The organism is Paenibacillus sabuli (genome assembly GCF_014705605.1).
GTDB classification, from domain to species: domain Bacteria; phylum Bacillota; class Bacilli; order Paenibacillales; family Paenibacillaceae; genus Paenibacillus_D; species Paenibacillus_D sabuli.
Window position 1 is genome coordinate 66794 of record NZ_JACXIZ010000019.1, and the last position, 19893, is coordinate 86686.

At 61.6% G+C, this 19893-nt stretch carries 22 protein-coding genes and 1 riboswitch; all 22 genes read right to left on the reverse strand.

Translation table 11 applies throughout. The features are described from left to right. Positions 1-26: 26 nt before the first annotated feature. Positions 27-2243, reverse strand: coding sequence for a methyl-accepting chemotaxis protein (locus tag IDH44_RS11845; RefSeq protein ID WP_190917891.1), 2217 nt, complete (start codon positions 2241-2243; stop codon positions 27-29). Positions 2244-2498: 255 nt separating this feature from the next. After that, positions 2499-2897 (reverse strand): F0F1 ATP synthase subunit epsilon, encoded by a 399-nt coding sequence (locus tag IDH44_RS11850; RefSeq protein ID WP_190917893.1) that lies wholly within the window; start codon positions 2895-2897, stop codon positions 2499-2501. Between the two features lie 21 nt (positions 2898-2918). Further along, positions 2919-4322, reverse strand: a complete 1404-nt coding sequence (atpD, locus tag IDH44_RS11855) for a F0F1 ATP synthase subunit beta (RefSeq protein WP_190917896.1) — start codon at positions 4320-4322, stop codon at positions 2919-2921. Positions 4323-4373: 51 nt separating this feature from the next. Beyond that, positions 4374-5243 carry an ATP synthase F1 subunit gamma gene (atpG, locus tag IDH44_RS11860; protein ID WP_317890164.1) on the reverse strand — a complete coding sequence of 290 codons (870 nt, stop codon included), beginning with the start codon at positions 5241-5243 and terminating at the stop codon, positions 4374-4376. A gap of 82 nt (positions 5244-5325) precedes the next feature. Next, positions 5326-6840, reverse strand: a complete 1515-nt coding sequence (gene atpA, locus IDH44_RS11865) for a F0F1 ATP synthase subunit alpha (RefSeq protein WP_190917898.1) — start codon at positions 6838-6840, stop codon at positions 5326-5328. 15 nt (positions 6841-6855) lie between these two features. Next, entirely contained in the window at positions 6856-7404 is a 549-nt protein-coding gene (atpH, locus tag IDH44_RS11870; RefSeq protein WP_190917900.1) for an ATP synthase F1 subunit delta, read from the reverse strand. Next, positions 7401-7886, reverse strand: coding sequence for a F0F1 ATP synthase subunit B (gene atpF / locus IDH44_RS11875; RefSeq protein WP_190917902.1), 486 nt, complete (start codon positions 7884-7886; stop codon positions 7401-7403). Before atpF ends, atpH begins: the two co-directional genes overlap by 4 nt. A 113-nt stretch (positions 7887-7999) precedes the next feature. After that, the gene (atpE, locus tag IDH44_RS11880) at positions 8000-8212 is read right to left on the reverse strand and encodes a F0F1 ATP synthase subunit C (protein WP_190917904.1); all 213 of its coding nucleotides are present in this window, start codon (positions 8210-8212) and stop codon (positions 8000-8002) included. Positions 8213-8321: 109 nt separating this feature from the next. Then, complete coding sequence (atpB, locus tag IDH44_RS11885) at positions 8322-9086, reverse strand: F0F1 ATP synthase subunit A (RefSeq protein ID WP_190917906.1); 765 nt, start codon at positions 9084-9086, stop codon at positions 8322-8324. A 9-nt stretch (positions 9087-9095) separates the two neighbouring features. Beyond that, on the reverse strand, positions 9096-9452 hold the full coding sequence (locus tag IDH44_RS11890; RefSeq protein ID WP_190917908.1) for an ATP synthase subunit I: 357 nt from the start codon (positions 9450-9452) through the stop codon (positions 9096-9098). A gap of 16 nt (positions 9453-9468) precedes the next feature. Then, positions 9469-9690, reverse strand: a complete 222-nt coding sequence (locus tag IDH44_RS11895; RefSeq protein WP_190917910.1) for an AtpZ/AtpI family protein — start codon at positions 9688-9690, stop codon at positions 9469-9471. 199 nt (positions 9691-9889) lie between these two features. Next, positions 9890-11038: a non-hydrolyzing UDP-N-acetylglucosamine 2-epimerase gene (gene wecB, locus IDH44_RS11900; RefSeq protein WP_317890166.1), complete on the reverse strand. Its 1149-nt coding sequence runs from the start codon at positions 11036-11038 to the stop codon at positions 9890-9892. A gap of 38 nt (positions 11039-11076) precedes the next feature. After that, the gene (gene upp, locus IDH44_RS11905; protein ID WP_190917912.1) at positions 11077-11706 is read right to left on the reverse strand and encodes a uracil phosphoribosyltransferase; all 630 of its coding nucleotides are present in this window, start codon (positions 11704-11706) and stop codon (positions 11077-11079) included. Between the two features lie 137 nt (positions 11707-11843). Beyond that, positions 11844-13091 carry a serine hydroxymethyltransferase gene (locus IDH44_RS11910; protein WP_190917914.1) on the reverse strand — a complete coding sequence of 416 codons (1248 nt, stop codon included), beginning with the start codon at positions 13089-13091 and terminating at the stop codon, positions 11844-11846. Between the two features lie 37 nt (positions 13092-13128). Further along, positions 13129-13689: a TIGR01440 family protein gene (locus IDH44_RS11915; protein WP_190917916.1), complete on the reverse strand. Its 561-nt coding sequence runs from the start codon at positions 13687-13689 to the stop codon at positions 13129-13131. 12 nt (positions 13690-13701) lie between these two features. Continuing rightward, a complete protein-coding gene (gene rpiB, locus IDH44_RS11920; protein ID WP_190917917.1) occupies positions 13702-14160 on the reverse strand; it encodes a ribose 5-phosphate isomerase B in 459 nt (152 codons plus the stop codon). A gap of 133 nt (positions 14161-14293) precedes the next feature. Further along, a riboswitch (ZMP/ZTP riboswitch) is annotated at positions 14294-14374 on the reverse strand. Positions 14375-14413: 39 nt separating this feature from the next. Next, a complete protein-coding gene (locus IDH44_RS11925; RefSeq protein ID WP_190917919.1) occupies positions 14414-14995 on the reverse strand; it encodes a low molecular weight protein arginine phosphatase in 582 nt (193 codons plus the stop codon). Positions 14996-15046: 51 nt separating this feature from the next. Then, the gene (locus tag IDH44_RS11930) at positions 15047-15607 is read right to left on the reverse strand and encodes a manganese efflux pump MntP (RefSeq protein WP_190917920.1); all 561 of its coding nucleotides are present in this window, start codon (positions 15605-15607) and stop codon (positions 15047-15049) included. Positions 15608-15720: 113 nt separating this feature from the next. Then, the gene (locus IDH44_RS11935) at positions 15721-16773 is read right to left on the reverse strand and encodes an L-threonylcarbamoyladenylate synthase (RefSeq protein ID WP_190917922.1); all 1053 of its coding nucleotides are present in this window, start codon (positions 16771-16773) and stop codon (positions 15721-15723) included. Positions 16774-16797: 24 nt separating this feature from the next. Beyond that, positions 16798-17490, reverse strand: coding sequence for a stage II sporulation protein R (spoIIR, locus tag IDH44_RS11940; protein ID WP_190917924.1), 693 nt, complete (start codon positions 17488-17490; stop codon positions 16798-16800). 177 nt (positions 17491-17667) lie between these two features. Next, positions 17668-18675 carry a N5-glutamine methyltransferase family protein gene (locus IDH44_RS11945; protein WP_397326767.1) on the reverse strand — a complete coding sequence of 336 codons (1008 nt, stop codon included), beginning with the start codon at positions 18673-18675 and terminating at the stop codon, positions 17668-17670. 107 nt (positions 18676-18782) lie between these two features. Next, entirely contained in the window at positions 18783-19856 is a 1074-nt protein-coding gene (gene prfA / locus IDH44_RS11950) for a peptide chain release factor 1 (protein ID WP_190917991.1), read from the reverse strand. Between the last annotated feature and the right edge of the window lie 37 nt (positions 19857-19893).

The following is a 19893-nucleotide window of genomic DNA, read 5'->3' on the forward strand; positions in this document are numbered from 1 at the left end:
TATGCATGGCAACCGGAAGCTCGAGCTTATCTGCGGCGAGCCTCTGTCAGCTGGAACTGGCCAACGAGCTGCTGCAGGAAGGCGGTGATGGCCTCGACATGGTTGGACGTATGGCGCACGCCCATCATATCCCGCAGCAGCTCCTGCACCTTCCCTTCGACTTCGGTAGAGACCGAGCGGTTGTCCAGGCTGACGCCGGCGATTTTTTCCATCAGCAGCACGACCTCGTCGACAACGCGCGTTTTGCGCGAGTCTTCTTCCTTGGCGCTGTTCAGAATTTCCGAGGCCGCCGCCACCAGCACGTTGCCCTCTTCGACGACCTGCGTGCCTTCCTCCATCGACTGGAACGCCTTGCGGGCATTGTCGTAAATGTTTTCAACGATTTCATGGACTTCCTCCGTCGACTTGCGGGTCAAGTCGGCCAGCTTGCGAATTTCGGAGGCGACGACAGCGAAGCCCCTGCCGTGCTCGCCGACGCGCGCCGCTTCGATCGAAGCGTTGAGCGCCAGCAGATTCGTCTGCGCGGAGATTTCGCCGATCACCGCCAGCACATTGCGAATTTCCTGCGTCGTGTCCATGAATTCGCGGATCGTGGCGTTCGTTTCCTCCACCTTGAGCGAGATGTGCTGCATTTTATCGCCGATGCGCATGACCTCGCCCTGCGCGACCTCGATTTGATCGGCCGCTTTTTCCTCCAGCATGCGCAACGTTTCGCGCATCTGCGAAGCGACGTCCTTGGCATTATCAATATCCTTGAGCTGATGCAGGATGCTGCGAATCATGTCCTTGATCTTGGCGTTCACCCGCTCGGTCGAGCCTACCGTAGCCCCTGCCGATTTGTTCAGCATTTGCTGGCTGTTCAGTACATCGCCGGCGGCGAGCTTGACCTGGAGCATGATGCCTTCGAGCGAGTCAATCATGTTGTTGATCCACTTGGCGAGCTCGCGCGTCTCGTCATTGTCGAATTCAGATGTCTTGAGCCGCTGGGTCAGATCGCCCTTGCCTTCGGCGTTGATCCGAATGAAGCGATTGATGTTGTGCAGGTGGCCGACCACGCGGGTCGTCGAGCGCTTGTGCAGCACGCCTGCTGCGAGCAGGCCGAATCCCAGCGAGAACACGCCGGCGACAATGCCGGTGATCACAGGCGAGGCCTGCGCCGCCACGAAGTAGACCAGCGCGGCCGCCAGCACCGCTTGCACCAGCATGAGCGCCAGATTCAGCCGCAGATGACGCCAGCCGATGCCCCGTATCCGGTAGACCTCCTCCAGATCTCCTTCGCACATCATGCCCCACAGATCGGGACAATGCGGCAGTTGGAACGTCACCCCCTTGCCAATAACCGGAATATGCCGATAATCGGAGTAGCCGGGGAATTCGACGAACAGGTTGCTGCCGTTGCGGATCGTATTGGCCACGCCGGGATGGAGCTGTCCGGTGGCGGGGTCGGTGAACATAATCTCGAGCTCGGTATGCTCCTTGATGCCGACCGTGCCCCAATCCGTGGTGACGCCGTCCTTGAGATTCTCGCCATGCGTAAAGGTGCGATCCTCGAAGCGGCTTCTGGAAAGCGCCATGCCTGGCGGAATCTGCGTATTCAGCCCCGGCTTGGCCATGAAAATATAGTTGTCGCCCGAGTCCGGATAGACGTGACCCGACTCGCGCTGGATGAGGTCGCCGATGACATCGTTGGGCACGCGGCCGCACAGCGCACCTTTCCATTCCCCGTTTTCGACAATCGGTTCGATGAAGAGCAAGGTCATTTTATCGTGGAACGAGGAAGTCCGCGGCCCGATTTCCAGCGTGAGCGGATCACCGTACGGTCCGAACAGACACTTGTCCCCCGGCTTTTTCCGGGTATAGCTCAGACCGCCCTCGAGGATACTGCCGCTGCCGTATGATCGATGGATGTGCTTGGCATACGTCGAGTACACCACGGTGCCGTGCTCGTCCAGCAAAAAAATTTCGGAAAAATCAGCCGCTCGCATGTAGACAGCCGGGATCATCGATTCCCACATGCGTTCGTTCTGGCCCTCAAGCAGCGACGCGCCCTGCTTCAATCCGTTCAGTTGCGCGCTTAGCCGCTCCAGATGGCGCCAATATTCGGTCGTCCACGAATGCAGCAGATTTTTGCGCGTATCCGCGATGCCTTCAAAGACATCCTGTACGTCCGTTTTCAGCTGCGCATTCAGCCGATAGGACCACCAAAGGGGCAAACCTTTTTTGAAGCCCAGCCAATCGAACATGGGACATCCCCCACTCCTTGTTAAATTTAACAATCTCTCTGTGTAAGCTAATATAACATATTTCGCCGTGTATTTGAATCTTTTTCACTAAATGAATTGGAAAAGCTGAACCGGAGGAATCAAGACCAGAGGGCTAGAGAAGTGCGCTTCTGGACGAGAAAACACGCCAATACGCACGAAAAAATGCCCGGAACGTCCTCGTTCCGGGCATTTTGCCCCAGGTCAATGCCTCGGTCTATTCTTCTTAGCCGCAGGCTAACGCTGGCGCGTATCCAACCGGTTGAGCGCGCGCTGCAGCGCAAGCTGTGCACGGTGATGATCAATCTCGTTGCGTTTGGTCTGCAGGCGTTGCTCCGCACGCTGCTTGGCTGCCTGCGCACGATCGACATCGATGTCGATCGGCAGCTCGGCACTTTCCGCCAGGATGACAACCTTATCCTTACGCACCTCGATGAAGCCGCCATTGACCGCGACCAGTTCGTGCTGGCTGCCGCGCTTGATCGTGACCGGCGCGATCTGCAGCGGCGTCACCATCGGGATGTGCCCCGGCAGGATGCCCAGCTCGCCTTCCACACCCTTGACGCTGACCATATCCACTTGCTCGGCGTATACGATCCGCTCAGGGGTTACGATTTCAAGTAAAAACGTGCTCATGCGCGATCCTCCTGCCCCGCTTTACAGCGATTTGGCTTTTTCCACGGCCTCTTCAATTGTACCGACGTACATGAATGCCGATTCCGGCAGCTCGTCGTGCTTGCCGTCGAGGATTTCTTTGAAGCTGCGTACCGTATCGCTGACCGATACGTACGTCCCCGGCGTGCCGGTGAACGCTTCGGCGACGTGGAACGGCTGCGACAGGAAGCGTTGAATTTTGCGCGCGCGCGAGACGATCAGCTTGTCTTCCTCGGACAGCTCATCCATCCCGAGAATGGCGATGATGTCCTGCAATTCTCTGTAGCGCTGCAGGATTTGCTTCACGCCCTGGGCTACGTCGTAATGCTCTTGGCCGACGACATCGGGCGAGAGGATCCGCGAGGACGACGCCAGCGGATCGACCGCCGGGAAGATGCCCATCTCGGAGATTTTACGCTCCAGGTTCGTCGTTGCGTCCAAATGGGCAAACGTCGTCGCCGGAGCCGGGTCGGTATAGTCATCGGCAGGGACGTAGATCGCCTGGATCGACGTAACCGAGCCTTTTTTGGTCGAGGTGATCCGCTCCTGCAGCTGACCCATCTCCGTCGCCAGCGTCGGCTGATAACCAACCGCGGAAGGCATCCGGCCGAGCAGCGCCGATACTTCCGAGCCCGCCTGGGTGAAGCGGAAGATGTTGTCGATGAAGAGCAGAACGTCCTTGCCTTCTTCATCGCGGAAGTATTCCGCCATCGTCAGACCCGTCAAGGCGACGCGCTGGCGCGCGCCCGGCGGCTCGTTCATCTGGCCGAAGACCATCGCCGTTTTGGGCAATACGCCCGCATCCTTCATCTCATAATACAAGTCGTTGCCTTCGCGCGTACGCTCGCCGACGCCCGCGAATACCGAGATGCCGCCGTGCTCCTGCGCGATATTGTTGATCAGTTCCTGAATGGTTACCGTTTTGCCGACGCCCGCGCCGCCAAACAGACCGATTTTCCCGCCTTTGGCATACGGCGCGAGCAGGTCGATGACCTTGATGCCGGTCTCGAGAATTTCCGCTTGCGTCGACAGCTCATCGAATGTCGGCGCCGCGCGGTGGATCGGTTTATTGATGTCGGACTTGGCTTCTCCGGCATTGTCGATCGTCTCGCCCAATACGTTGAAGATCCGGCCGAGCGTCGGCGCTCCGACCGGGACCGTGATCGGCGCACCCGTGTCGAGCACGTCCGTGCCGCGTACGAGGCCGTCGGTCGAGCTCATCGCGACGGCACGTACCAGATTGTCGCCGAGATGCACGGCGACTTCCAGGGTCAGTTGGACATCCTTGCCGCCGCCCTCGCCCTTCTGGTCGACCTTGAGCGCGTTCAGGATCTCGGGCAGCTGCCCGCGTTCGAACGCTACGTCGACGACCGGACCCATGACGGATACAATGCGTCCTTTATTCATAGTTTTCCCTCCTGTGACAATCGGTTGGTTCTGGCTATTACGTCCGATCCGTTACGCCTGCGCGTTGGCGCCCGCGACGATCTCGGAGATTTCCTGCGTGATGGCCGCCTGACGCGCCCGGTTGTACGTGAGCGAGAGCTCGTTGATGAGCTTCGTCGCATTTTTCGTGGCGTTGCCCATTGCCGTCATCCGTGCGCCGAATTCGCTCGCCTTGCCGTCGAGCAGCGCGCTATAGATGAGCGTCTCCGCATATTTCGGCAGCAGCGCGTCCAGCACGCCCTGGGCGGAAGGCTCGTATTCGTAGCTTGCATTTTCCGAGGCGGATTCGCCCGCTTCGTCCGATTCGAGCGGCAGCAGCCGCTTTTCGGTCGGAATCTGCGTCAGCGGATTGACGAACTCGTTGTAGTACAGGTATAGCTCGTCGTAGGCCGCCTCCTCGAACATTTTGACCGCGGTGTAAGCGACCGACTTGATATCGGCGAATGACGGCGAGTCCGGCAGTCCGATTACTTGCTCGACGACCGGCATTTCGCGGCGGCGGAAGTAATCGCGCCCCTTGCGGCCGATGACGAACAAGGCATACTCGTCGCTCGACTTGTGCCGGGCCTGGATCGTCTGCGACAGCTTGCGCAATATGTTGGCATTGTAGCCGCCCGCGAGACCGCGGTCCGACGTAATCACGAGGTAGCCGGTTTTGCGAATCGGACGCTTTTGCAGCATCGGATGACGCACGTCCTTCGTACCCGAAGCGATGCTGAATACGACCTCCTGCATTTTCTCCGCGTAAGGACGAGCCGCTTGGGCGGCCTCCTGCGCGCGTCTGAGACGCGAGGCGGCGACCATCTCCATCGCCTTCGTGATTTGCTTCATATTTTGCTTGCTCTTGATTTCGCGCTTGATATCGCGCATGTTGGTGGCCAATTTTTTCACCCGCCTTTATTGCCCGGAGCGCGGCTGCGCTCCGAGGCCTGGTGTGGGATGCGCGCGCGGCGCTATCCTTATCTTAAGCCGTTACGGCAAAGCTGCGCTTGAACTTGTTGATCGCATCCACGAGCGCTTTATCGTTGTCCGCGGTGATTTGCTTCGCTTCGCGGATCGAAGCCGGGATTTGGGGCTCGTTGGAATCCAGATAGGCGAGGAATTCTTTTTCGAAACGAAGAATATCGCCAACCGGAATGTCGTCGAGATGCCCTTTGACCGCGGCGTAGATGCTGATGACCTGCTGTTCGACCGGCATCGGCTGGTTGACGCCCTGCTTGAGGATCTCCATCGTACGCGCGCCGCGGTTGAGACGAGCGAGCGTCGACTTGTCCAGATCGGAGCCGAACTGCGCGAATGCCGCCAGCTCGCGATAGGAAGCGAGGTCCAGACGCAGCGTGCCGGCGACGCTCTTCATCGCCTTGATCTGCGCGGAGCCGCCGACCCGGGAGACCGAGATGCCGACGTTGACCGCCGGACGCTGACCGGAGTTGAACAGGTCGGACTCCAGGAAGATCTGACCGTCGGTAATCGAGATGACGTTGGTCGGGATGTAGGCCGATACGTCGGAAGCCTGCGTCTCGATGAACGGCAGCGCCGTCAGCGAGCCGCCGCCCAGCTCGTCGCTCAGCTTCGCTGCGCGCTCCAGCAGGCGGGAATGCAGGTAGAAGACGTCGCCGGGATAGGCTTCGCGGCCCGGCGGGCGGCGCAGCAGCAGCGACAGCTCGCGGTAGGCCGCGGCTTGCTTGGACAGATCGTCGTAGACGACCAGGACGTGCTCGCCCTTGTACATGAAGTACTCGCCCATTGCGCAGCCTGCGTACGGAGCGAGATAGAGCATCGGCGACGGCTCGGAGGCCGAGGCGGTGACGACGATCGTGTAGTCGAGCGCGCCATGCTTGCGCAGCGTCTCGACGACGTTGGCGACCGTCGATTGCTTCTGGCCGATCGCGACGTAGATACACTTCATGCCGTTGCCTTTTTGGTTGATGATGGCGTCGATCGCGATTGACGTTTTACCGGTCTGGCGGTCGCCGATGATCAGCTCGCGCTGGCCGCGGCCAATCGGCACCATCGCGTCGATCGCCTTGATGCCGGTCTGCATCGGCTCATGGACGGATTTACGCTCGATGACGCCGGGAGCCGGCGATTCGATCGGGCGCGCGTGAGTCGTCTCGATCGGGCCCTTGCCGTCGAGCGGCTGGCCGAGCGCATTGACGACGCGGCCGAGCAGCGCTTCGCCGACCGGCACTTCCATGATGCGGCCGGTCCGCTTGACCTGGTCGCCCTCGCGAATGTCGGTGTACGGTCCGAGGATGATTGCGCCGACGTTGTTCTCCTCCAGATTCTGGGCCATGCCGACTACACCGCCCGCGAATTCCAGCAATTCGCCGGCCATGACGTTGTCCAGGCCGTGGATGCGCGCGATGCCGTCGCCGACATTGATGACGGTGCCGACGTCGACTACCTCGATCTCGGATTTATATTGTTCGATCTGTTGTTTAATCAGCGTGCTGATTTCATCAGGTCTGATACTCAATTCGCTCACCCCTATCTACAGTGCTTTTGATTTCAACGCTTGCTCCATCCGGCCCAGCTTGCCTGCCAGAGAGCCGTCATACAGCCGATTGCCGATCCGCACGCGGATGCCGCCTAGCAGCTCCGGCTGCACGATCTGGCGCGCCCGGATCTGCTTGCCGATCAATGTGCCGAACCTGGCCGCGATGTCGGTCAGCTCGGCTTCGGACAGCTCGATCGCACTGTACACGACCGCATCGGCCCGGCCCAGCGCTTCCCCCGCCGCCTTGCTGTATGCTTCGTAGACGCCGTTCAGTTCGCCGATACGCCCGCGGCGAATGAGCATGTCGACCGTATTCAGCACGACGTCCGCCACTTTTCCGGTTAGCGCTTGACGAATCAGCTCGATCTTGCGGTCGTCCGCCACGTTGGGCGAATCCAGGAATTTGGCAATCAGCGCGTCGCCCTGCAGCGCTTCGGCCGACACGCGCAGCTGCTCCTCGGCCTCGGATACGATGCCGTGCGCCTGCGCCGCTTCGAACAGCGCTCTGCCGTATCGTCCGGCTATGACGCTTGAGCGGCTCATGGCTTGCCTCCTACCTCTTTCAGGTACTGGTCAACCAGTTGCTTTTGCTCTTTTTCGTCCACTTGCTTTTCGATGATTTTCGAGGCGATCTTCACGGACAAGCCGCTGACCTCACTGCGCAGCGAGAGGACCGCTTTGTTCTTTTCCGTTTCGATATCCTTGACGGCTTCTTCCTTCAGACGGCCGGCTTCGGATTTGGCGGTCGCGATGATGTCGTCGGCTTGCTTGACGCTCGTCGACTTCGCCTGTTCGATGATCGCGTAGGCTTCCTTGCGCGCTTCCTGCAGCGCCTGTTTTTGCTCTTCGAGGTGCCGTGCGGCTTCTTCGCGGCTGTTCTCGGCGGAAGCGATCTGCTCCTGCACCAGCTCGCGGCGCTTTTCCATTACGCCGAACAGCGGCCCGAATGCGTATTTCTCAAGCAGCCAGTACAACAGGGCGAACGCAATGATTGCAATGACTGTCGATGTCCATACAAATTCCAATGCTGGCACTCCTTTCTGCAGTTGGTTTCCTCACGTAAAACTTGCCAATCATGACGAAGGCGTGGAGGCATAGGCCATCCCCGCCCTTCGGATGAAGCGTTTAATTGTGTCGATTAAGCAAAGTAAATCAGGAAGCCGAGGACAACGCCGATGATCGGCACGACTTCGACGATACCAACGCCGATAAACATAGTGGCTTGCAATTGACCTCTAGCTTCAGGTTGACGCGCAATCCCTTCAACCGTTTTGCTGACGATCATACCGTTACCGACACCGGCGCCGATTGCGCCCAAACCAATTACAAGTGCTGCTGCCAAAAATTCCATTGAGAATATCCTCCTTAAGGATGGTGTATTGGGTAATGCCTAGAGCTGTTATTCCAAATCCCGGGCCGCCGACGTTTCGCCGATGCGGTTTATCGGGGAGAAGCAAAGGTTAATGTTCCTCATGCACAGTAGACTCGGCAATGTAGACCATCGTCAAAACTGTGAACAGGAAGGCCTGAATCGCACCGACAAAGATACTGAAACCTTGCCACACCGCGAGCATCGGGATACCGATCCAGCCCAACATAAGGATGGTTGCAATGAGCACCTCACCAGCAAAAATATTGGCATAGAGCCGGAGCGCCAGCGTGAGCGGTTTTGATACAACTTTCATCAGGTTTAGCGGCAAAAAGATCGGAAATGGCTCGATGTAATGCTTGAAATAATGTTTCGTGTTATTTTTGATCCCCAAGTAATGGATCAATACAAACACGATCAGGGCCAGTCCCGCAGTTACCGAAAGATCCGCGGTCGGGGATTTCCAAAATGCGATGTGGGCATGTCCGCCGTGTTCGGCAAGTGTCCCTTCCGAAATAATTGTATACCCGATTAGCTTGAGCTCTTCATGCGCATCGAACACCACGCCAAACGGCAGGCCGAGCAAGTTTGAAACAAAGATAAAGAAAATGATCGTTGCCCCGAGCGCAATGTATTTGCGCGCATGCTTGATCGGCATCGTCCCGGCCACTGTATTATGCACGAATTCCAGTGCCCATTCCATAAAATTTTGCAATTTGGATGGTTTGTCTACTGACAAATTACGCACTGCCAAACGGGCAAGCACAAAGCAGATGATACAGGACACCAGAATGCCGAGAATGGAAGACAAATCGAATTCCAGCCCTCCGATTTCGAGGATCGGGAAAATATGCATGCAGTCATTTCACCCCTTTCGGTCGGTATTTTGAAACTGGTTAAAAAATGCGGTTACATAAATCGCGAACTGCACATAAAAACTGGAGATCAGCACCGCCGGCAGACTGAACCGATCCGGGTAGCGCAGTCCAATCAATGCGACGAATAGTACCATCGCAATTCGTGCACCTACGCCCAATCCAAGCGGCTTGCGCCGGCCCGTATGGATGACGCTTCCCAGCGCTTCGACTCGCCTGCGCAAAATAAAAGCGTTGACGATGCTGGCAACGAGTCCGAGCACAATACCGGCCGCGACGGGCTTGCCTTGCGGCACGAAAATCCAGAGGACGATGCAAACCGTCGCAAGCCATAAGGTCGATCGCATCGCACGCCTCACGAGGTCATCCATCGGTATCCTCCACAATCTTTTTAATCAACATAATGCAGGAGAAGATTCCGACAAACAAACCGAAAAGCAATCCGAAGACAACCCAGCCACGTGAATCACCCAGCCAGTCGCCCAGGTAATACCCAAGGCACATGCACACTGCGATATCCAGGCCCATGACACCGACCAAACCGGCTGCGCGCCAAGGTTGCTCGCCGTTTCGTTTTGATTTCATGGCTCATACCCCTGTCAATCCTCATATATTTTATCGGAGCAATACGAGGTTTGTCAATTCAAATAAATTCAAACGTTTCGTGAACAGATTTCGCGAAAGCCTTGATAAATCTGGTTTTTTGCCATTTCCAAACCGTACAGTACTACTGTACGCTGTATTCTTTGGCGTTGGCCCGGTGCAAGCTGGCGCCGCAGCGAAACTATGAACGTTGTGTGAACGGCTCCGGACGCGTCCCGCTGCGCCCGAAATGATGCAAAATCGCCTGCACGATCCGCTCCGAGGCGCGGCCATCGCCGTACGGATTGGCCGCCTGACTCATGCTCGCATAGACCTCCTCGTCGCGAAGCAGCCGCTGCGCGTGACGGTACACCGTATCCTCGTCCGTCCCGACGAGCTCCAGCGTGCCCGCGTCGATGCCCTCCGGCCGCTCCGTCGTGTCCCGCAGCACCAGCGTCGGCACGCCGAACGAAGGCGCTTCCTCCTGCAGACCGCCGGAATCGGTCATAATCATGTATGCGTGCGGATAAAAATTATGGAATTCGAATACATCTAGCGGCTCGATCAGCTTGACGCGCGGATGCTCGCCCAGAATCGCGCTGGCCGGCTCGCGCACGGCCGGATTCGGATGTACGGCATAGACGACGGCGACGTCCTCGAATTCGTCGGCGATCCGCTTCACCGCGCGAAAGATGTTGCGATGCGGCTCGCCCAGCGCTTCGCGGCGATGCGCCGTCATCAGGATGAGGCGGCGGCCAGCGGCCCATTGCAGGACCGGGTGCGCGAAGTCGTCACGGACCGTATATTGGAAGACGTCCGTGGCCGTGTTGCCGGTCACGTAGATCGCCTGCTCCGGCTTGTTCTCCTGGCGCAGGTTGTCCGCCGAGCGCGCCGTCGGCGCGAAATGCACGTCGCTGAGCACGCCCGCCAGCTGGCGGTTCATCTCCTCCGGGTACGGCGAGAGCTTGTTCCAGGTGCGCAGGCCGGCTTCGACGTGGCCTACCTGGATCTGCTGGAGGAACGCGGCGTAGCTGGCCAGGAACGTCGTCTGCGTATCGCCGTGCACGAGCACGATGTCCGGCGCCGCTTCCTTCAGCACCGGCTCGAGTCCTTCCAGCACGCGCACGGTCGTCTCCGTCAGCGTCTGCCTCTCTTTCATGACATTGAGATCATAGTCGGGGGCAATTCCGAAAAATTGCAGCACCTGATCCAGAATCTGTCGGTGCTGCGCGGTGACGCACACCATGGACTCGATATGCTCGGCATGCTTCTGCAGCTCGAGCACAAGCGGCGCCATCTTGACCGCCTCTGGACGGGTGCCGAATATGGTCATTACTTTTAGTTTGTTCAAGTTTGCATTCGTCAAACCTGCTCGCTCCTTCCCCTTGCCTAATTCGTACCGTACATGCGGTCTCCCGCATCGCCAAGGCCGGGCACGATATAGCCGTGCTCATTCAGGCGCTCGTCGACTGCCGCCACGTGAATGTCGACCTCCGGATGGGCCTGCTGCACGGCGGCGATCCCCTCGGGCGCGGCGATCAGACACATCAGCTTGAGCTGCTTGCACCCCCGCTGCTTGAGCGCGGCGAGCGCCGCATTGGCCGAGCCCCCGGTCGCCAGCATCGGATCGATCACGATCAGCATGCGCGAGGCCGCGTCGGTCGGGAGATTCAGATAATATTCCACCGGCTGCAGCGTCGCCGGATCGCGGTACAAGCCGATGTGTCCGACCTTGGCGGCCGGAATCAGCTTGAGGATGCCGTCCGTCATGCCCAGGCCGGCGCGCAGGATCGGCACCAGACCGAGCATGCGCCCCGAGATCAGCCGCCCCTCGGCCGGACCGACCGGAGTCTGCACCTCCACCGTCTCCAGCGGCACGTCGCGCGTCAGCTCGTACGCCATGAGCGTCGCCACCTCGTCGACCAGCTCGCGAAAGTCCTTGGTGTTGGTCTGCTTGTCCCGGATATAGGTCAGCTTGTGCTGAATCAGGGGGTGCTCGCATACGAATACGTTGCCCATTCCTCGTCCTCCTCGCAGGCTGCGGCCGCACGCGCGCGCAGTCCCGACGCATAATCTTATCCATTATAACAAAGAGCGTCTTCTCCCGCTATCGGCAGGAGAAAACGCTCAGCAAACCCTTTATAAATATATGCCGCCTAGTACGTCAGCTCCGGGTACAGCGGGTAGCGCGCCGTCAGCTCGCGCACCTTGGCCTCGGCCTGCTGCAGCACGGCTTCGTCCTCCGGCGCCTTGAGCGTCATGGCGATCACCTCGGCGATCGTGACCATCGCCGCTTCGTCCATGCCGCGCGAGGTCGCCGCCGGCGTGCCCAGGCGCACGCCGCTCGTGACGAACGGGCTGGTCGGATCGAACGGAATCGCGTTCTTGTTGGCCGTGATGCCGACCCGATCGAGTACATGCTCGGCGACCTTGCCGGTGATGCCGACGCTGCGCGTATCGATCAGCATGAGATGGTTGTCCGTGCCGCCGGAGACGAGATTCAGCCCGTGGCCGATCAGCGCGTCCGCCAGCGTGCGCGCATTGGCGACGACTTGCTTCGCGTACGTCTTGAAGTCCGGCTGCAGCGCTTCGCCGAGCGCGACGGCCTTGGCGGCGATGATGTGCATCAGCGGACCGCCCTGCGAGCCGGGGAATACCGCCTTGTCGATCGCGGCCGCCCACGGCTGGCGGCACAGGATCAAGCCGCCGCGCGGCCCGCGCAGCGTCTTGTGCGTCGTCGTCGTGACGAAGTGGGCGTGCGGCACCGGGCTCGGATGCTCGCCGGCTGCGACGAGGCCGGCGATATGGGCCATGTCGACCATGAACAAGGCGCCTACGTCGTTGGCAATGGCCGCCATGCGCGCGAAGTCGATCGTGCGCGGATAGGCGCTTGCGCCGGCGACGATCAGACGGGGACGATGCTTGAAGGCCGCCTTGCGCACTTCTTCGTAGTCAATCGTGAACGACTCTTCGTCCACGCCGTAGGCGACGAAGTTGTACAGCAGGCCGGAGGCGTTGACCGGGCTGCCGTGGGTCAGGTGACCGCCGTGCGCCAGATTCATGCCCAGCACCGTGTCGCCAGGCTTGAGCACGGCCAGGTAGACGGCCATGTTGGCCTGCGCGCCGGAATGCGGCTGCACGTTGGCATGCTCGGCGCCGAACAGCTCCTTGGCGCGGTCGCGGGCGATGTTCTCGACGACGTCGACATGCTCGCAGCCGCCGTAGAAGCGCTTGCCCGGATAGCCCTCCGCGTATTTGTTCGTCAGCACCGAGCCCATCGCTTCCAGCACCGCTTCGCTGACGATATTCTCGGACGCGATCAACTCGATGTTGTCGCGCTGACGCTGCAGCTCCAGGCCCATCGCCTTGAGCAGCTCGGGATCTTGCTTGCGTAATTGTTCCATGGTCGTCATCCTCCTGACATGGTAATTAAGAGTATCCTTATGTGCGCTGGTAGACGGCGCGCTCGCCGCCGATCAGCCGCGGCCGGGTCAGCGCCATCGTCACGTGCGCGGCGCCGAGCTCGCGGATCGAGGGCCGCACGGGTACGGCAACGGCCTTGAGATGCATGCCGATCAGGGTATCGCCGATATCGATGCCCGCGTGCGCCCGCACCGCCTCGACGAGGCACGGGTCTGCCAGCTGGCGATAGGCGTAGGCCGCCATCGAGCCGCCCGCGCGCGGCATCGGCACGGCGGCGACCTCCTCCAGGCCGAGCCGCTCCGCCGTCTCGCGCGGCAGCACGAGCGCCCGGTTGAGATGCTCGCAGCATTGATACACCGGCTGGAAGCCCCGCTCGCGCCGCGCCGACTCCACACCCTCGTAGATGCTGCGGGCCGCCTCCAGCGTGCCGGCTGTGCCGATCCGGCTGCCGAGCACTTCGCTGGTGCTCGCGCCGATGACGAGTAGCTTGCCCGGGCCGAGCGCCGCCGCTTGCGCGAGCTCGCGCACCACGGTCTCGACCCCGGCGCGCACCTGCTCCAGCAATTCGCGCGTCTCCATCTGCGTCGCCCCCTAGCGCTGGGCGGCGCCGCGGGCCTCGAGCGCCTGCACCTTGCCGATGCGGCCGATATGGCGCTCGCCGGCGGAGAACGGCGTCTCCAGCCAGATGCGAATGATCTCCTGAGCCAAGCCCGGGCCGATGACGCGCTCGCCGAGGGCCAGCACGTTGGTGTCGTTGTGCTCGCGCGTCGCTTGGGCGGAGAACATATCATGCGTCAGTGCGCAGCGAATGCCCGGCAGCTTGTTGGCGGCAATCGACATGCCGATGCCGGTGCCGCAGATCAGGATGCCGCGATCCGCTTTGCCCTCGATCACCTGCGTGCAGACCGGCAGCGCATAGTCGGGATAATCGACCGAGTCCGGGCAGTCGCAGCCATAGTCCTCGACCTCGTGTCCGAGCGATTCAATGAACGGCACGACCACATCCTTCAGTCTGTAGCCGGCGTGGTCGGCTCCGATAGCGATTTTCATGACGTTCCAGCCTCCTCATCGAATACGCGCCGGCCTGACCGGACGGGCCGGCCGCGCGCTGGTCTTAGTATACCACAGGTGTTCGCATGCCCCGCTAGACGAAAAAAAGAGCAAAACGTGTACAAGACACGCTGCTCTTTGCCCAGGCGACCGGCCGTATGTTCCGATGCTCCATCGTGGTTCCCCACTATCGTCGCCAGTCACATCGGATCCGTCTATGCTGTCTCCATCATACCGGAATGCCAAAATAAAATCAATCCCCGTCGCGCAGCTTGCGCAGCAGCTTGTCCAGCGCCAGCTCGAGCTCGTCCGCCGTCCGCCTGTACTCCGCCAGCGAGCCACCGAACGGGTCGCCGACATCAAAGCTCGGAATTCGCCGCTCCAGCTCGATCAGGCGCGCCCGCTCCGCATCCGACAGCTGCCCGCCCAGCGCCTGCTTCATATGCAGCTCCGTATACAGCCGCTCCAGCTCGGCGATATCGGCGAGCACCGCCCCGTCCTGCTCCACGTATTCCTTGAGCGTGTAAACCTTGTCCAGCGCCCCGGGATAGCGCTCCAGCAGATGCCGCTTGTGACTGGCCGTCATCGTCAGGATCAGATCGGCCCAGCCGATCGCCTCCAGCGCCAGCGCGCGCGAGGCGCCCTCGCGCGCGATGCCGCGCTCGCCCAGCACCGCGGCGGCATGCGACGAGATCGGGAGCCCGTCCAGCGTCGAGACGCCGGCCGAGCGCACGTCCAGGTCGAGTCCCGCCGCAGCTGCCCGCTGGCGCAGCAGCGCCTCGGCCATCGGCGAACGGCACGTGTTGCCCGTGCACACGAACAGAATCCGTTTCATAGCGCGAGCTCCTCCTCTATGGCCTTTTGTTAACAAGATACCACAATCGGCTCACAATAAAAACAACAAGCCGAACGCGAGCAGTATCGCTCCGCCGCAGGCCTCGCCGTAGCCGCCGAGATTGCGGCTGACCCGCCTGCCGAGCATCAGCCCCATGGTCGACATCAAGCCTCCGAACAGACCGAACAGCAAGACCGTCAGCACGACGTCCAACTCGAACATGCCCAGCGAGATGCCGACCGAGAACGAATCCACGCTCACGCTCAGCGCAAAAAGCAGCAGTCCCCAGATCGTGCGCGGCCGCATCGCCGTCTCGCTCTCGCCGCGCAGCGAGCTGTAGATCATATGCGCGCCCAGCAGCACCAGCAGCACACCGGCCGCAGAGGTCGCGACATGACCGAGCAGCCCGCTCATATAAAGGCCGGCATACATCCCCAGCAACGGCATCAGCACGTGAAACGCGCCGATCAGTGAGCTGAGCCCGGCGACCTCGCGCAGCCGGATACCCTTGAGCCCGATCCCGATGCCCAGCGAGAAGGCATCCATGCCCAGCGCGACGGCCATGATCAGGATCGTGGCCAGCTGCCCGGCCAGCAGATGGGCTTCGATCATCCTATCTCCCCCTTGTCCGCACATCTCTCTTGATGATATGCGAACAAGTGGACAAAGATGACCGCGACAGCTCAGCGCAATCGGCCAAATGCCGCCCGAGCGGCAACGCTGCGCTAGACGCGCAGCGGGGGCTGGCCGGAGGCCTTCTCCAGCCGATTCATCAGCGCTTCGCCGATGCCCGAGCGCGGAGCCGCCTCCGCCCAGATCGCCGTGACGCCCTGCGCGTCGAATGCGCGCAGCGCGGCGTAGAGACCGCTCGCGGCCTCCTCCAGACGCGACAGCGAGCCGCAGCTCAGCACGAGATCGGCGCGGTAATGCGCCGCATGCTCGGCAAAGGCCAGCACGCCGGTGCGCGCGCCGCGCCGCGCCGCTTCGTCGACCTCCTGCTGGATGCGCGCCCGCACCGCATCCGGCGCGCCCTCGACTAGGCGCATCGCGCCGCTCGGCGCGTAGTGCTTGTACTTGACCCCGGGCGAGCGCGGCGCAGCGGCCGCCGTCTCGTCCTCGGCGGACCCTGCAGGCTCGGGCTCGGCCAGAGGCCCGCAGGCCGCCAGTTCGCTCGACGTGACGCCGCCCGGGCGCAGGATGTGGATGCGCCCGCCCTCATCCACCTGCACGACGGTCGACTCCAGGCCCACGCCCGCCGGACCGCCGTCGAGCAGGCCGTCGATCCGGCCGTCCAGGTCCTCGCGCACATGCGCCGCCGTCGTCGGGCTCGGGCGCCCGGAGCGATTGGCGCTGGGCGCCGCGATCGGACAGCCCGCAGCGGCGATTAGCCGCCGCGCGAGACCGTGGGCGGGCATCCGCACCGCCACGGTGTCCAGCCCGGCCGTGACGCGCGCGGCGACGGCGCCCGGACGGACCGCCAGCACCAGCGTCAGCGGGCCCGGCCAGTGCCGGTCCATGAGCCGCAGAGCTGTCGCCGGCGCAGGCAGGGTCAACTGCTCCAGCCCGGACCGATCGGCAATATGCACAATAAGCGGGTTGTCGCTAGGTCTTCCCTTGGCCGCGAACACCCGCTCCACAGCGACTGGATTGCGCGCATCGGCGCCGAGTCCGTATACCGTCTCAGTCGGGAAGGCGACGATGCCGCCTGCCGCGAGCATCGCGCCGGCCTCGGCCACTCCGGCCTCGGCATCCCGCCATATTTTCGTCGTTCCTTCCATTGCTTCAGCCCCAATACCCCGATACTAGAACAAGTTGCGCACAAAATCGACGATGGCCTGCAGCACATCCCAGAGAAAAAAGCGCACTTCCACTTCTTCGTCGGTCGCAGCGCCCGCACCCGCATCCCCGACCGCAGCTGCCGCCGGCACCGCATCGGCGCTTCCTGACTCGTGGTCGGCCGGAGCCGCGGCAGCTTCGCCGGTCACGCCATCGATGAAGCAGAGCGGCGGAAACAGCACACACCACCAGTTCTGCCCTGAGCCCTCGCCGAGCGTCACCAGCAGGGCCTCGTATTCGCCTGCCGGATACACCTCGCTCCCATACATCTTGGTCGGGAAGTCGACCTGACCCAGCTCCAGACGATAGCCGTAGGCGAAGCCGCGATCCGCCAGCACAGTCCGTACGATGCGTCCCAGCTCCGGCAGCTTGGCGCGCAGCGTACGGCGCGCCTCCTCGATCGTCTGCGGCTCGTCCGACCATCGCTCCATCTCGGCCACGATTGCATCGCGGACATAGCGCTTCACCGCTTGGTCCTGCGGTGCGTCGGAATGCGCAAGGATGCGCAGGCGAATCGATTCCTCCGGAATGGAGCCGCCGACGATTGCCGCGTCGGTGCGGTGATTCTCCCAACTCATGATGGCCACGGACAGCACGACAGCCAGCAACAGCACGACACGGCGAAAAGAAGTAGAACGGGAATGATTGCGGATAACCATACGTCACAAGCCCCTCTCGGCCGCACCCGTCGGTGCGTCAGCTTGCGTTCCGGAACGTCTATGTTCCCTAGTATGGTCCGTCCTCGCAATCTTTAAACCTATGAGAGGAGCGCGTGCTAGATTCCTTGTCAGATTCCGTGCCAGATGCCGTGGTGGTCGATTGCTAGATGATAGACATTATTCGCGCACCGCGATGACGTGACGCTCGATGCCTGCATAATCGGTCACGATACGCAGACGGCTCCACGCCGTGCAGGCCTCCAGCAAGCGCGCCACGTCGCGGGCTTGCCCCTTGCCGACCTCAAGCGCGACTAGCCGCGGCAGCTCGGCGAGCTGCAGCAGCTGGCCGACCAGTCGGCGATACGGATCGAGTCCGTCCGCACCGCCGTCAAGCGCCAGCCGGGGCTCGTGCTCCCGCACCTCGCGCTGCAGCGTCGCCAGATCGCCCGCCGGGATATACGGCGGATTCGACACGACGATATCGACCGGGGGCGATTCCCCGAGTAGCGGGCCGAGCAGATCGCCCTGCACAAAATCGATCCGGCCCGCCAACTCGTGATGAGCCGCATTGGCACGGGCCACGTCCAAGGCGTCGGCGGATAAATCGATTGCGACGAGGTCCCATTGAGGGCGCTGCGTCGCCAGCGCGACGGCAATGGCGCCGCTGCCTGTGCCGACATCGACCGCCGTCGGCGCCGACCCGCGGTCCTTGGCTGCCTCACCCGTCGGCCCGCGTTGCCGCATTCCGGTCCCGGAGCCCGACACAGTGCCCGGAGGCGAACCAGCGCCAGGGGGCTCCATTGTGCCAGATCGAACCACGCCGCCTGCGCCGCTCCCCGAACCAGACGGCCATAGCCGATCCGCTTCCTCCAGCACCGCCTCCACGAGCAGCTCCGTCTCCGGGCGCGGGATGAGCACAGCCGGCGTCACGTGCAGCTCCAGTCCGTAGAACCACTGCTCGCCGATGATATACTGCACCGGCTCCCCTGCCGCCCTGCGGCGCACGAGCGCAGCCCAGCGCTGCGCTTGTTCGGCGGGCAGCGGTTCGCCTGCGTCGCGCAGCAGCTGTGCCCGGGTCAGCCCAAGCAGATGCATCATCAACAGCTCGGCATTCGCCCGCGGCTCCTCGACACCGGCCTCGGACAACTGCGAAGAAGCCTGCAAGCAGGCTTCGCGCAACGTAATCGCCACTTTTGACGGCTCGCCGCTCGTTTCGCACGTTTCGCACATTTCGTGCGTTTCGTGCGTTTCACGTGTTGGCGTGATCAGCCGCTTTTCTTCCCGGTCAGCCATCACGCCAGATTTTCCTTCTCCAGCAGCTCCGCCTGCTCGGCGACGGTGAGCGAATTGACGATCTCCTCCATGTCGCCGTTCATGACGGCGTCGAGCTTGTGCAGCGTCAGCCCGATCCGGTGATCGGTCACCCGGCTCTGCGGGAAGTTGTACGTGCGGATGCGCTCGCTGCGGTCGCCCGTCCCGACCTTGCTCTTGCGCTCGCCCGCATACTTCGCCTCTTCCTCCTGACGGTGGATATCGAAGATGCGCGCCCGCAGCACCTGCAGCGCCTTGGCCTTGTTGTCGTTCTGCGACTTGCCGTCCTGACAGGTGGCCATGATGCCCGTCGGAATATGCGTCACCCGCACCGCCGACTTGGTCGTATTGACCGACTGGCCGCCCGCCCCGCTCGAGCAGAACGTATCGACCCGGATATCCTTATCGAGAATCTCGATCTCGACGTCCTCGACCTCGGGCATGACCGCCACGGTGGAGGTCGACGTGTGGATGCGGCCGCCCGACTCCGTGACCGGAATCCGTTGCACCCGATGCGCGCCGCTCTCGTATTTCATTTTGCTGTAAGCGCCCTTGCCGCTGATCATGAAAATGATTTCTTTGTATCCGCCCAGATCGCTCTCATTGACATCCATGATCTCGACGCGCCAGCCCTGCGAGTCGGCATACCGTGTGTACATGCGGTACAAGTCCGCCGCGAATAGCGCCGCTTCGTCGCCGCCGGCAGCGCCGCGCACTTCGACAATGACGTTTTTGTCATCGTTGGGATCCTTGGGGAGCAGCAGGACGCGCACGCGCTCCTCCAGCTCAGCCAGCTTGGCGCCCAGCTCCTCGAGCTCGAGCTTCACCATCTCGCGCATCTCGTCGTCGAGCTTTTCGCCGAGCATCTGCTTGGCGTCCTCGTGCTGCTCGAGCGTCGTCTTGTATTCCATATAAGCGTCGTACGGCTCTTGCAGGTCGGACTGCTCCTTGGAGAGCTCGCGCAGCTTCTTCGTATCACTGGCCACATCCGGGTCGCAGAGCAACTCGCTCAGCTTTTCGTACCGGTCGGCCAGCGCTTGCAATCGGTCCAACATCATCGTTCATACACCCCTAATTCAGACTCCTGCTTCT

What these genes read in the sequence shown, in the direction of transcription:
- IDH44_RS11845 (WP_190917891.1), bottom strand. Translation starts at nt 2,243, where the DNA reads ATGTTCGATTGGCTGGGCTTCAAAAAAGGTTTGCCCCTTTGGTGGTCC.
- IDH44_RS11850 (WP_190917893.1), bottom strand. Translation starts at nt 2,897, where the DNA reads ATGAGCACGTTTTTACTTGAAATCGTAACCCCTGAGCGGATCGTATAC.
- atpD (WP_190917896.1), bottom strand. Translation starts at nt 4,322, where the DNA reads ATGAATAAAGGACGCATTGTATCCGTCATGGGTCCGGTCGTCGACGTA.
- atpH (WP_190917900.1), bottom strand. Translation starts at nt 7,404, where the DNA reads ATGAGCCGCTCAAGCGTCATAGCCGGACGATACGGCAGAGCGCTGTTC.
- atpE (WP_190917904.1), bottom strand. Translation starts at nt 8,212, where the DNA reads ATGGAATTTTTGGCAGCAGCACTTGTAATTGGTTTGGGCGCAATCGGC.
- atpB (WP_190917906.1), bottom strand. Translation starts at nt 9,086, where the DNA reads ATGCATATTTTCCCGATCCTCGAAATCGGAGGGCTGGAATTCGATTTG.
- IDH44_RS11890 (WP_190917908.1), bottom strand. Translation starts at nt 9,452, where the DNA reads ATGCGATCGACCTTATGGCTTGCGACGGTTTGCATCGTCCTCTGGATT.
- IDH44_RS11895 (WP_190917910.1), bottom strand. Translation starts at nt 9,690, where the DNA reads ATGAAATCAAAACGAAACGGCGAGCAACCTTGGCGCGCAGCCGGTTTG.
- upp (WP_190917912.1), bottom strand. Translation starts at nt 11,706, where the DNA reads ATGGGCAACGTATTCGTATGCGAGCACCCCCTGATTCAGCACAAGCTG.
- IDH44_RS11910 (WP_190917914.1), bottom strand. Translation starts at nt 13,091, where the DNA reads ATGGAACAATTACGCAAGCAAGATCCCGAGCTGCTCAAGGCGATGGGC.
- IDH44_RS11915 (WP_190917916.1), bottom strand. Translation starts at nt 13,689, where the DNA reads ATGGAGACGCGCGAATTGCTGGAGCAGGTGCGCGCCGGGGTCGAGACC.
- rpiB (WP_190917917.1), bottom strand. Translation starts at nt 14,160, where the DNA reads ATGAAAATCGCTATCGGAGCCGACCACGCCGGCTACAGACTGAAGGAT.
- IDH44_RS11925 (WP_190917919.1), bottom strand. Translation starts at nt 14,995, where the DNA reads ATGAAACGGATTCTGTTCGTGTGCACGGGCAACACGTGCCGTTCGCCG.
- IDH44_RS11930 (WP_190917920.1), bottom strand. Translation starts at nt 15,607, where the DNA reads ATGATCGAAGCCCATCTGCTGGCCGGGCAGCTGGCCACGATCCTGATC.
- IDH44_RS11935 (WP_190917922.1), bottom strand. Translation starts at nt 16,773, where the DNA reads ATGGAAGGAACGACGAAAATATGGCGGGATGCCGAGGCCGGAGTGGCC.
- spoIIR (WP_190917924.1), bottom strand. Translation starts at nt 17,490, where the DNA reads ATGGTTATCCGCAATCATTCCCGTTCTACTTCTTTTCGCCGTGTCGTG.
- prfA (WP_190917991.1), bottom strand. Translation starts at nt 19,856, where the DNA reads ATGTTGGACCGATTGCAAGCGCTGGCCGACCGGTACGAAAAGCTGAGC.